Annotated in this window: 11 protein-coding genes; 8 read left to right on the forward strand and 3 right to left on the reverse strand. The window is 55.5% G+C overall.

Translation table 11 applies throughout. The features are described 5' to 3' along the window. Positions 1–219 precede the first annotated feature (219 nt). From VK70_RS05325 to VK70_RS26310, 6 genes are all read left to right on the forward strand, one after another. Complete coding sequence (locus VK70_RS05325) at positions 220–564, forward strand: YlbF/YmcA family competence regulator (RefSeq protein WP_025700305.1); 345 nt, start codon at positions 220–222, stop codon at positions 562–564. Between the two features lie 125 nt (positions 565–689). Continuing rightward, positions 690–971: a hypothetical protein gene (locus VK70_RS05330; protein ID WP_025700306.1), complete on the forward strand. Its 282-nt coding sequence runs from the start codon at positions 690–692 to the stop codon at positions 969–971. Between the two features lie 163 nt (positions 972–1,134). Further along, positions 1,135–2,469, forward strand: a complete 1,335-nt coding sequence (locus tag VK70_RS05335) for a DRTGG domain-containing protein (protein WP_046722940.1) — start codon at positions 1,135–1,137, stop codon at positions 2,467–2,469. A 391-nt stretch (positions 2,470–2,860) separates the two neighbouring features. After that, positions 2,861–4,021 (forward strand): polysaccharide pyruvyl transferase family protein, encoded by a 1,161-nt coding sequence (locus tag VK70_RS05340; RefSeq protein ID WP_158454050.1) that lies wholly within the window; start codon positions 2,861–2,863, stop codon positions 4,019–4,021. Continuing rightward, on the forward strand, positions 4,011–5,552 hold the full coding sequence (locus VK70_RS05345; RefSeq protein WP_025693794.1) for a lipopolysaccharide biosynthesis protein: 1,542 nt from the start codon (positions 4,011–4,013) through the stop codon (positions 5,550–5,552). Before VK70_RS05340 ends, VK70_RS05345 begins: the two co-directional genes overlap by 11 nt. Positions 5,553–5,604: 52 nt before the next feature. After that, on the forward strand, positions 5,605–6,891 hold the full coding sequence (locus VK70_RS26310) for a glycosyltransferase family 2 protein (protein ID WP_025693795.1): 1,287 nt from the start codon (positions 5,605–5,607) through the stop codon (positions 6,889–6,891). Positions 6,892–6,990: 99 nt separating this feature from the next. Here the strand turns inward: VK70_RS26310 and VK70_RS05355 are convergent, their stop codons facing one another. The 3 genes from VK70_RS05355 to VK70_RS05365 form a co-directional block, all read right to left on the reverse strand. Next, positions 6,991–7,302: a YtpI family protein gene (locus VK70_RS05355; protein ID WP_025693796.1), complete on the reverse strand. Its 312-nt coding sequence runs from the start codon at positions 7,300–7,302 to the stop codon at positions 6,991–6,993. A 122-nt stretch (positions 7,303–7,424) separates the two neighbouring features. Then, positions 7,425–7,928: a sporulation membrane protein YtrI gene (locus VK70_RS05360; protein ID WP_025693797.1), complete on the reverse strand. Its 504-nt coding sequence runs from the start codon at positions 7,926–7,928 to the stop codon at positions 7,425–7,427. 4 nt (positions 7,929–7,932) lie between these two features. Then, positions 7,933–8,256 (reverse strand): YtrH family sporulation protein, encoded by a 324-nt coding sequence (locus VK70_RS05365; RefSeq protein ID WP_025693798.1) that lies wholly within the window; start codon positions 8,254–8,256, stop codon positions 7,933–7,935. Positions 8,257–8,409: 153 nt separating this feature from the next. On the opposite strand from VK70_RS05365, the gene VK70_RS05370 reads away from it, so the two are divergent. Continuing rightward, entirely contained in the window at positions 8,410–12,069 is a 3,660-nt protein-coding gene (locus VK70_RS05370) for a DNA polymerase III subunit alpha (protein WP_046722942.1), read from the forward strand. 68 nt (positions 12,070–12,137) lie between these two features. Continuing rightward, positions 12,138–12,650: a phosphatidylglycerophosphatase A family protein gene (locus tag VK70_RS05375; protein ID WP_025695108.1), complete on the forward strand. Its 513-nt coding sequence runs from the start codon at positions 12,138–12,140 to the stop codon at positions 12,648–12,650. The last annotated feature ends 78 nt before the right edge of the window (positions 12,651–12,728 follow it).

Below are 12,728 nucleotides of genomic sequence, written 5' to 3' on the forward strand. Positions count from 1 at the left end.
CCTTCCGGTAGCAGCGTGATGCGGGCTGTTTGACAGCTGAGGTCTACATATCATTCATCATATGGAGTCATACGCCCCTTGGTGATTGCCGCATCGTCCGAGAGTCCCCTTATTCACAAGGCAGGCATAGATTTAAGGCGCGAAGCGAAAGGCTTTCGAAGCCGGTTTTGCGAAGATACATGGGAGGTTATGCTGACACAACTTTTAGGAGGGAAAGCCATGAACATCTATGATAAGGCGCATGAATTGGCGCGGGCAATCAAGGAGAGCAGCGAGGTGGCGGACATTACCGCCGCGCTTAAACTGGTGGAGGCCGACCCGGAGAGCAGCAGGATGTTGAACCATTTTCGCAGCAGCCAGCAGGAGCTTCAAGAGCGGATGATGGCCGGGGAAATGCCGGCTCCGGAAGAGATGGAGAAGATGGAGAAGCTGTTCGAGGTGCTGAACCTGAACCTTGGCATCCGCCGTCTGTTCGAAGCGGAACGCCGCCTAAGCGTCGTCATCGAGGACGTGAACAAGATTATTTCCGGAAGCCTGGAGCATTTGTACGGAGCGGACGTCTAGGGCGTCTATTGGGAAAATGGCGGCGGACTTCCGAATTGCGGCATTTTGCTACGACTTGTCTCATAATCTGGACGGTGCGCTCATAGAGTAGAGTATAGATTCTTTACGAAGGAGCTGTCTAAGAAATGAGAAAAAGAAACAAGTTCAAGCATGTGCTCTACCTGATCCTGGCGCTGGTCATGCTGCTGTATGCGCTGCCGAGATTGTCGCCGGACGGGCCGGCGCCGGTGTTCGTGTTTGGGGCGTTGTGGGTCGCTTTTGCCCTGCTCGTGATTGCCGCCCATCTGCATTTTATTATCGGGGTGGACGAGGAGAAGGCGAAGCGTCTGGAAACGGTGCGCAAGGCGAAGCTTGAGATGTGGCAGGGAAAATGGGACGAAGAAGGCAGAGCGGCCCAAAGACTATAGCCCTTTAGGCGCACGGCCTGTCCGGTAATGATCCGGCGGGCCGTTTTGAGTTGATCCGAAGCCGCAGGCGGCAAGAGACTCACGAATCATTTGACGTTCGCACCCGATTGCGACTACAATACAGATACAGTGTAGTACAGTTTTGGGGTCGGGGGTGTAACAGTTGGAAAATCAAGGCGATGCAGTCACAAAGCACGAACAATTGCTGCAGCATATTGAAAACTTAAAGGTGGGCGCTAAAATATCGGTTCGCAAGCTGGCGAGGGAAATGGCTGTCAGCGAGGGAACGGCTTACCGGGCGGTTAAGGAAGCGGAGAACTTGGGGATTGTCATTACCAAGGAGCGTATTGGAACCGTCCGGGTGGAGAAGAAGCCCCGGGGCATCTCAGAACAGCTTACGTTCGGCGATGTGGTTGACATTGTCGAGGGACATGTGCTCGGAGGCGCGAACGGACTGGACAAGCCTCTGCATAAATATGTAATCGGCGCAATGAAGATCGACGCCATGATCCGCTATATTGACGCGGACAGCCTGCTGATCGTCGGCAACCGCGACGATGTGCATTCGCTCGCGCTGGAGCAGGGCGCGGGGGTGCTTGTTACCGGCGGCTTCGGGACGAGCCGCGAGGTGAAGGAATTGGCGGACAAGCTAGATCTTCCGGTAATCTCTTCGCGCCACGATACCTTTACCGTGGCTTATATGATCAACCGCGCGATTTTTGATAGATTGATCAAGAAAAAGATTATGCTTGTCGAGGATATTGTCGACCGCAAGCCGCGAATCAACACGCTCAAGATATCCAGCACAGCCGGTGAGCTGCTCCGTCTCTCCAAAGAGAGCGGGGAACAGCGGTTTCCCGTCACGGATGAATGGAACCGCGTCATCGGGATTATCGGCCGCCGAGATGTGGAGGATGTTCCGGAGGACCAGACCATCGAGAAGGTGATGGTCCGCGGTCCGATTACGGCGGGCCTGCAGACATCGCTGGCCTCGGCGGCCCAAATCATGATGTGGGAGGGCATTGATTTCCTGCCCATTATTGACCGCAACCGCAAGCTGGTCGGCTCGCTTACCCGCAAAGAAGTGCTCCGGAGCCTGAGGGATGTGCGCAATCAGCCGCAGCTCGGGGAGACCTTCGACCATCTCATTTGGAACGGGTTTGCCGAGGAGCGCAGCGAGGAGGGCAAGCTGTTCTTTCATGGCTTTATTACCCCGCAGATGGCGACGGATTTAGGCACGATATCCGAAGGGGTTATTTCCACGCTGATGATGCATTCCGCATTCAAGGCGGCCAAGGATATAACCGGCAGCGATCATGTGCTCGACAATATGTCCACCTATTTTGTGCGGCCGGTCCAGATTGAGGACTCCGTTATCGTGACGCCAAGGCTGCTCGAGAGCAGCCGCCGGACCTGCAAGCTGGAAATCGAGATCACCCACCACGACACTCTGGTCGCCAAATCCGTTCTGATGCTGCAATCGATCGATCATGGATAGCCCTGCTGCGGAATTCCTCCGCCGGACCGGGACATTTAAGGACTTCGTCTTACTTAAGACGGAGTCCTTTTTTTGAAATATAAGACTTGATAAGCTTCGCGCCTATCGTTTGGCCTTATATTTCTGCGAATCCTTCCACAACCCTCCAAAGGATTAGTAGCAAGGTGTCTCTTGGGAGGATACCGTTGCTCCGAAAGTTGTCATTTTCTGCATTATTATTGCCAACGTAAGAAAGTTTATCTTAGAATTGGAACAAGCTAAAACGGTTTTCAGAAATTTTCCGATCAGCTTTCCCTTCTCCATGAGAACAACCTATTCGTTGCCGATTTCGGTTATCCGAAAACGTAAGATATGGAACGGCCCATATTTAATTAACGGAAGGGATGAAGAAATGAAAAGAATCATGATTCACGCTTACACGAAGTTAAATTTGGGCGATGATCTCTTTATCAAGGTGCTCTGCGAGAGATATCCGGATACCCGCTTTATTCTACCCGCCCGGAAGGAGTACAAGCAGTGCCTGGCCTCGCTGCCCAACCTTTCCGTGTACCCGATTGAATCGGTTTGGGTTCGCGGTGTCCGAAAGCTTTTGAAGAAATTGGATGATGTTGATCTTCAAAAAATCCTTCTGAAGAGGCTTGCCGGACGCTGTGACGGAGTCGTCCAGGTTGGCGGTTCCATGTATATGCAGGGGGAAAGCTGGAAAAGAGATTACTCATGGAAGCTGGATGTTTTTGATACGAAAAAACCGTTTTACGTCCTTGGTGCCAATTTTGGCCCCTATAAGGATGACCTGTTCTACGAAAAGTACAGAGAGCTGTTCTCCACATATACCGATATCTGCTTCCGGGACCAATACTCTCACGAACTGTATAAGGATCTGGGCAATGTGAGACTGGCGCCGGATATTATCTTTCAGCATCCGCAAGAGGCTCATCCGGAGAGCGGGAAGCATATCGTCATTTCCGTCATCAAACCCTCGGCCCGCGATAGCCTTAAAGATCTGGACTCAATGTACTACAACAAAATCAAAGATATCGCCGTTGCCTTTATTCAGGAAGGGCATGAGGTGAAGCTAATGTCTTTTTGCAAACATGAAGGGGACGAGGACGCGGCGAGCGCCATCCTTTCCTTAATTCCGCAGCCTTATGCGGATCACGCTTCCCTGTATTTTTACAAGACGAATCTGGAAGAAGCCATTGGCATATTAGCCTCCTCCAGTATGATTATCGCGACACGTTTCCATGCCATGATTCTCGGCTGGGTATTCGGCAAACCGGTGTTTCCAGTCGCCTACAGCGATAAGACCATCAATGTCATGAACGACGCCCATTTTACGGGAGCCTATGCCGATCTCAAAACAATGGAATCGCTGGAGCCTGAATCGGTCGTCCGCAGCTTTGACACGAACCGGCTGAATGTTTCCGTTCTCGCCAGACAGGCAGAGAAGCATTTTGAAAAGTTGGATCACTATTTGGGGAAAAGCAAAAATGCGGAAGAAGCGGCGGCTATTACCCCAGCCGTTTTCGCAAGGAGGGGCCATGAAAGCTAAACGGAGCATTCTTAACCTCGTCTTCGGCTTGGGCAGCCAGCTGATCACCATCGTGCTGAGCATCTTCATTCCCCGGCTGATTATGATCAATTACGGGTCGGAGGCTAACGGTCTTGTGTCATCCGTCGTCCAGATCATTGCCTACCTGGCACTGCTGGAAGCGGGAGTAGGCGCGGCTTCGCTTCAGGCGCTGTACAAGCCGATCGCGCAGAACAACCGGGAAAGCGTCAATTCCATCCTGTCCGCCACCGCGATGTATTACAAAAAAACGGGCTTTTACTATCTGCTCTCCGTCATCGCCATTGCGGCGATTTATCCGTTCGCAGTGAAGTCGGAGCTAGGCATGTGGCAGGTCATGGGCATTGTCCTGTTCAACGGCCTCGGCGGCGCCATCAATTATTACTATCAGGGAAAATTCAGGGTGTACCTGCAGGCTGAAGGCAAAAGCTATGTGGATACCTCCGTCGTCACGATCGGGAATATCATCAACAACCTGGTGCGAATTGTGCTGCTGCTGCAAAGCGTGGATATCGTGCTCGTGCAGGCCTCCTATTTTGCCGTGACGCTGCTTCAGATGGTTGCCTTCCATATCTACAAGAACCGGCATTATAAATGGCTGGATTTTAATAAGGAGCCCGATCTTGCGGCCATTAACCAGAAAAATTTCGTGCTCGTCCATGAGCTGTCCTATATGATATTCCGGAACACCGATGTGCTGGTGCTGACCTTTTTCACCAATCTGAAAATCGTCAGCGTATACGTGATGTACAACATGATCTTTACCATCATCGACAATATCGTCAATACGGTCAATACGAGCGTCCGGTTCGCTCTGGGACACAGCTATCATGAGGGCCGGGCGAAATTCATCAAGCTGTACGACGCGTACGAGCTGTATTTCATGGCCTTTGTCTTTTCGCTGATGACCGTCGCTTATATTCTGATTCTGCCGTTTATCACTCTATACACATCCGGCGTCAACGACGTCGATTATGTGCTCTACTGGATCCCGGTCCTGTTCGTGGTACAAAAGCTGCTGATCAACGCGCGTTCATCCGCGAACAATGTCATCAATATCGCCGGACATTTCAAAAATACGCTGACCCGTACGCTGCTCGAATCCGGGATCAATCTGGCCGCTTCGCTGATTCTGGTGCAGTTCCTGGGCATTTACGGCGTGCTGCTGGGTACGGTGGCCGCGCTGCTGTACCGCTCCACGGATATTATTTTGTATGCCAACCGGAGGCTGCTGGAGCGAAGCCCCTGGATTACGTTCCGCAGATGGCTTACGAATATCGCCGTATTTATAGGAATCATTTATCTGAACAATCTTGTAGGCTATTCATTCGACTCCTATCTTTCGGTTATTTTGGGGGCCTTCGTGCTTGGAATCATCATTTTACCGGTCTATATCGCCGTGGCGTCCATTCTGGAACGCGAGGTATTTATGCATAGTCTCAGCCTGTTTAGAGGTCTCGGTGTAAAAATGAGGGCCAAGTTCGTTCCCGGGAAAGTCAAGGTTAGCGGCTGACACTCGGAAAAGAGAATATAGCGGCATTTCAAGTGCGACTGGAGGGATGGAAATGGAACAAGAAGAATACATGAGGCAGGCCAGCCGCAGGTTAATGGACCGGGTGAGTCTGAAGCTTGAGGGAGGTCCGGTTGCGGAAGAGGACTTGCTTGAGAAATGCGCGGCCTATATTCAGCAGGAGCAGCCGGAAGCGAGGGAAGCCTTGACGTCGCTGTCGCAGGTTATCGCCCGCCAGGCTGCGGGTAAGGATGCCTTGGAGGTTCTGCGATTCTACCTGGACAGCCAGTTCGGACTCGGCGATTCGAAAGAAGCCGTCCTGCTGGAGACCAAGCTCGCGGCATTAAGGGACCGCTCGAAGAGCGAAGCCCAGTCCGGCGTGGTTCCCAAAATCAGCGTCATCATTACAACGTATAACCGCAAGGATTTTCTGCGCCAGGCGGTGGAAAGCATACTGGCCCAGGATTATCCGAACAAAGAGATCGTCGTGATTGACGACGCCTCGACGGACGGCACTGAGGTTCTGATGAAGGAGCACTTCGGAGACGAGCCGCGTGTTATTTACATGCGGAATGAGACTAACCGGGGCCCGGGAGCGAACCGGCTTGCGGCATTCACCGCGCACGGGGACGGAGAATACGTTCTCTTCCTGGACGACGACGATTACTTGATCGACAGCGGATATTTCAGCAGGGCTGCGGCCTTTCACGAAAGCCGTCCCGGTCTTTCCTTCGTCGCCGCCAACGTCTTTCTGGAATATTCCGCCTCGCAGCGGCTGAAGCTTCAGGAAATCGGGCTGTCCGAGGTGACCGACCGGCGAACTTATTTTCTGAATTTCGAACGTCCGGGCTATGGGAAGCCGGCTTCTACGCTCACCACCCTCTTTAGACGCGAAGCTCTGATTAATATGGATATTCTGCAAATGAATATGGTGAACGACGCGTCCATCTATCTTCGCTCCCTGCTGGTCGGCGACGCGGGATTCATTGATGCGGTAGTGGGCGTGTACCGGATTCACGGCAATAACATTACGTTCAATCTATCCCGGGATTTTCTGGTGCGGAATCTGGAAGAGAAGCGCAGCATCCGCAACCTGGCGATCGAGCGGTACAGCTATCAGAAGAACGAGATGAACCGCTGGTTCAACAATACCGCTTACGATACGATCGTGTATTACCTATGGAACTCGGCTAAAACGAAAGATGACTTTATGTACATGTACCAATGGATACGCAGCAACTGCCCGGATATCTACGGCAAAATAAAGCAGGAGTTCCGCGTGCGGCTGATTAAAAAGCAGATTCTGCAGGTTCCCTTTATCCGAAAGCTGATTCGCCGGTAACGGAGGAGTAGGGGGAAATAAACAGCCTTCCCGTCCCGAAAGGGAGGAAGGCTGTTTGAGCGTCTTCAAAGCCGGGTACGCCGCTTCAGCATGACCGCCTCACCGCTGCGGCCGGGACTTGCCCAGACCGCTGTAATAGCCGTAGCTGCGCAGTCCGGAAAAGACGTTGAAGGCGCCGAGCACAAGAAACACCGCTTCGACAATGACGCTGACGGTGGAACCCCGAAACAGAAACATCGACATGAGCGCAAGCAGTACGAGCATCGAACCAAGCAAAATATTCATGACCGCCCGCTTCAGTCCCCGTTCTTCGGAGCTTGCGGCGCGGCGGGAAGCGGCGCTGAAATAAGCGGCGCCAAGAACGGAGAGGGTCAGCAGGAGAAACAGCAGATATTTGATAAACAGAATCATGGACGCCTCCTTGCACTCTTCGTCTGCCGCCGGTATGCAGCTGCCTGAAAGACGGCGGTGAAGCGGTTTCTTAAGTTTATTGTAGCACGGTTTTAGGGGCCTGCCCATTCGGTTTTCGAAGATCAGAGCTGCTTGCCCGGCACGATCTCGATCCAAATCTGCAGGACGCCTTCCATGACAAGCATCGTCCTGATGCGGACCGCATACTCCTTGTCGCGTACGAGGTACACCTTGCCGCTGAGCAGAAGACGGGCCATTTTGCTGTCCTCGTCGATCTCGAAGACGCTGCGGCCCCTCATCGGCGCGAGGTCGCCGCTCATTTTGAGGATTATCTCCTTTACGGTTGCCGGTTCCAGCCCGTTTGCGGTTTCCCTTGATCCGCCGCTTTCGGACCGGATTTTGATTTCCTTGATGACCGTCGAGCTGTTTTTGTATTTTTTCAGGGTCAGAATATCATTCTTATACTGCTCCAGCTGTACGCGCAGATCCTGATTATCCAGCCAGAGCGCGTTGAATCCCATATGAAAAATCGTATTGTACACCACGCTGCCGACGATCATCCCCAGCACAAAAATGGCCGACACCTTGGAGAACCGGCGAAACTGCTGAAAGGGCGGAACTCTCATAGCATTACCCCTCGCCGCATACCCATTTGACAAGCTCGCTGCCCATATGCGCTCCGAGGAAAGCAAAGACCAGATATAAAATCTGCTTAATGGCCGGAGACAGATTGCCGCCCAGCATATTGCTCTCGATGACCCGCATCGGATCGATGGTGCCGCCCACGGCGGCGGCCAGCGCCCAGATTTTGATCCGGTCGGCCACATCCAGCATGGTCATCGTCGGCGGCTGGAGCGATACGACCGCCCCGATGCCCCCCAGCATGGCGCCGCCCAGCACGATGCCGAAGGCGATAAAGAAATCGAGGACGGCCTTGCTTAAAAATACGTTCATATTAGTCCTCCTTTGCCGGGACGCGGCCCATATCATGCGCTGTTCGCCTGTCCCTGTGCTCTCCCTTCATTCTATGGGCCTTTCTCCCTTCAATATGATAAAATAGTTGTATTACCGGACAATTTGTCCGGAAGCGGGAAAGGAAGTGGGATCATGAGTCCTTTCGTGCATCTGCATGTGCACAGCGAATACAGTTTATTGGACGGGGCGGCGCGCATTGCCGATCTGGTGCGCCGGGCCGGCGAACACGGCATGAAGTCGCTGGCGCTGACCGATCACGGAGTGATGTACGGGGCGATCCCTTTTTATAAAGCGTGCAAGGAGAACGGCATCAAGCCGATCATCGGCTGCGAGGCCTACCTGACGGCGGGCTCGCGCCGCGAGCGCGGCAGCCGCAAGGATCCGCCGATTTACCATCTTATCCTGCTCGCGAGGAACGAAGAAGGATACCGCAATCTGATGAGACTCGTCTCCATCGGCCAACTGGAAGGCTATCACTACAAGCCAAGAATTGACATGGAAGCCCTTGCCGCGCACGCGGAGGGCCTTATTTGTCTAAGCTCCTGCCTTGGCGGAGAGGTGCCCCAGCATCTGCTTCACGGACGGGACGGCGAGGCGAAGAAGGCGGCGCTGCGGTACAAGGAGATCTTCGGCGAATATTTCTATCTGGAGCTTCAGGATCACGGAATGCCCGAACAAAAAAGAGTGAATCCTAAGCTGATCGCTCTGGCCGAAGAGACGGGCATCCCCCTGGTCGCCACCAATGACGTGCATTACCTGTCCCGGGAGGATTCCGAGGTGCAGGATGTGCTGATCTGCATCGGTACGGGCAAGACGGTGGACGATGAGGAACGGCTGCAAATCGGAACGGACCAGCTCTATTTAAAAAGCGGCGAGGAAATGGCCGCGCTGTTTCCGCATGTGCCGGAGGCGATAGCCAATACCGCTGTCATCGCTGACAAATGCAATCTGGAGCTGGAATTTGGCAGGCATATTCTTCCAGCCTATTCTCCGCTGCCAGGAGGACTGGACGCCGCCGCCTATTTGCGCCGGCTGTGCGAAGCGGGCCTTCAGGAGCGCTACGGGGACACTCCCCGGTGGAGCTCGGATCAGGAGCGCGGACGCGCGGAGGAGCGGCTGGCCTATGAGCTTGGCGTTATTGAGACGATGGGTTTCTCCGATTATTTTCTGATCGTCTGGGATTTTATCGCCTTCTGCCACAAGCAGGGCATTGCGACAGGACCCGGAAGGGGCTCGTCCGCAGGCAGCCTCACTGCTTACTGCCTGCGCATTACCGATGTTGATCCACTGAAGTACAACCTGCTGTTCGAGCGCTTTCTGAATCCCGAGCGGATCACGATGCCCGATATCGACATTGATTTCAGCGACGAGCGGCGCGACGAGGTCATATCCTATGTAGCGGAGAAATACGGCGAAGAGCATGTCGCCCAGATTATTACGTTCGGAACCTTGGCGGCGCGGGCTGCGGTGCGCGATGTGGGACGGGCGCTGAACCTGCCCTACGGAGAGGTGGACAAAGCGGCGAAGCTGATCCCTGGGACACTCGGCATCAGCATCGCGCGGGCGCTTGAGAGCAGTCCGGATCTCAAGGCGCTGTACCAAGGCAATCCGAAGACCCGGGATCTGCTGGACATGGCGATGAAGGTGGAGGGCATGCCAAGACATGCCTCGACGCATGCCGCCGGGGTCGTCATTTCCCGGGGGCCGCTTACCGATGCCGTCCCGCTGCAGGAGGGCAATGAGGGAACGGCCTTGACCCAATATTCGATGGAGCACTTGGAGAGCATAGGGCTGCTGAAGATGGATTTTCTGGGCCTCAGAACGCTATCGATTATCGAGCGGTGCATGAACTGGATCGGACAGATGACCGGCAGCACGCCGGATTTCCGGGAGATCCCCGATGACGACGAAGCGACGTATGCGATGCTGGGCCACGGTGAGACGACGGGCGTGTTCCAACTGGAGTCGGCGGGCATTCGCCGGGTACTCAAGGATCTGAAGCCGACCGTGTTCGAAGATATCATTTCGGTGCTGGCGCTGTACCGGCCGGGTCCGATGGAATTTATTCCGAAATATATTCAGGGCAAGCACGGGCTTGCCGAAGTGGAATATCCCCACCCCGATCTAATCCCGATCCTGTCCGATACTTACGGCATTATCGTCTATCAGGAGCAGATCATGCAGATCGCATCGGCGATGGCCGGATTTTCGCTTGGCGAAGCGGATTTGCTGCGCAGAGCCGTATCCAAGAAGAAGCGCGAGACGCTGGACCGCGAGCGCGGCCATTTTGTGAAGGGAAGCCTGAAGCATGGCTACGGGGAGGCCGACGCGAACGCGGTCTACGACATGATCGTGCGCTTTGCCGATTACGGCTTCCCCCGCGCCCATGCCGCAGCTTACGGCGTGCTGGCCTTCCAGACGGCGTACCTCAAGGCCCATTATCCGGTGCAGTTCATGGCCTCGATGCTGACGGCGGTGACGGGCGTTCACCGCAAGGTGGCGGAGTATGTGCTGGAATGCTGGCGCATGGGGATTGGCGTACTGCCGCCGGATGTGAACTTGAGCGGCGTGCTGTTCACGCCGGTGGACGGCGGCAGCGGCTCGGGCGGACATATCCGCTTCGGGCTGGCAGCGATTAAGAATGTCGGTACGCTGGCCGTGGAGAGCATACTGGAAGCCCGGAAGGAGCGGCCCTTTGACAGCCTGCTCGATTTCTGCCGCCGCGTTGATCTGAGGGTCTGCAACAAGCGCGTCGTGGAATCGCTGATCCAGGCGGGGGCTTTTGACAGCCTGCCCGGGCACCGGGCGCAGCTGCTGGCGATGCTGGACGAGACGGTGGATGCTGCCGCCAAATGGCGCAAGGAGCGCGAGGAGCTGCAAATCCAGCTGTTCGACGACCTCGTCGAAATGCCGAACTGGGATATCCGGTATCCCGATATTCCGCAGTTTACGGCGGGACAGCAGCTTGAGCTGGAGCGCGAACTGCTCGGCCTGTATCTATCGGGCCACCCGCTCGACGACTTCGCGGAGCTGCTGGAGGAACCGGGGATTTCGCGGTTGATGGATCTCGGCGAAGCTCCCGATGAGAGCGTGACGGTTACGGCGGGAATGGTCGTATCTGTCAAGGAAATTATGACAAAGGCCGGCAAGGCGATGGCCTTTGTCGAATGGGAAGACCAGATCGAGCGCTGTGAGGTCGTGCTCTTCCCCGAGGTGTGGAAGCGCAGCCGAGCGCTTGTCGCCAAGGGCGCGCTGCTTGCTCTGCGCGCCAAGGTGCAGCAGCAGGACGAAGGCTTCAAGCTGCTGGCCGACGAGGTAGCGCAGCTGTCGCCGGAGACGCTGCGCGGCCTGCTGCAGCGGCGCGCGGCCATGGCTGCGCGGCCGCAAGGGCACGGCCGGGCCGCGCCGGGTGGCCCCGGCGCGCCGGGCGCGGCGGCTGCTGCGCCTGCCGCGGCCAATGGCCCGGCCGCAGGCCGCAGCCGCCCCGCCGGGCCGCAGGGCGGCCCGCAGGCTCCCGCGCGGGCTGCGCGCCCGGCGGCGGCGCAGCCGGCGGACAGACCCGCCGGCCAGCGCGCCTACATCAAAATCACGGCCGCCTCGGAGGACGGCGGCCTGCTGCCGCAGCTGAAAGAGCTGCTGCAGCGTCATCCCGGAGCGGTTCCCACGCTCCTGTTCTACGAGCGGGAGCAGAAGCTGATCGCGCTTAGCGACAGCTTCCGGATCAAACCGTCGCCGGAGCTGTTTGCTCTTGTCGAACTGGTCTTAGGACCAGGCACAATAAGAATAAAATAAGAACATTTCGGCCTTTTTTCGCATACATTAGGGAACCACAGGCTTCACTTGCGGAAAGGGGAATGATGATGTCCTATGAGCTGGCGGTGGATTTGTTGGAGCGCAGAGGCGTTTCCATTGATTCGATTGCCGAGATCGTATACACGCTGCAATCGTCCTATTATCCGGGTTTAAGCGGGGAGGAGTGCGTAGCGAGCGTCAAGGCCGTCCTGGGCAAAAGAGAGGTGCAGTACACGCTGATGACGGGCATTACGCTGGATGAGCTGGCGGAGAAGAAGCAGCTGCCGCAGCCGTTTCAGGCGATCATGGAAGCCGATGAGTCGCTTTACGGGGCGGATGAGACATTGGCCCTGGGCATCACCGGCGTATACGGCATGATCGGTCTGACCGGTTTCGGTTATTTGGACAAGATCAAGCTGGGCGTCATCGGGGCCCTGAACGGCCGGAAGGACGGAATTCATGTCTTTCTCGACGATCTGGTCGCCGGCATAGCCGCCGCTGCTTCCGCAAGAATCGCGCATCGCCACGAAGGGGCCAGGGTGTATCCCGCCCGCGTAAATCCGGAGGAAATTGAGCCGTAAAGCATAAATCGGACGCGGTCTTTCCCGCGTTCCTCTCTTCCCTCTTCTGTTGCAGGAAAAAAGAAAACTGTGTTATCA

The sequence above is a fragment of the Paenibacillus durus ATCC 35681 genome, from assembly GCF_000993825.1.
GTDB lineage: Bacteria > Bacillota > Bacilli > Paenibacillales > Paenibacillaceae > Paenibacillus_AQ > Paenibacillus_AQ durus_B.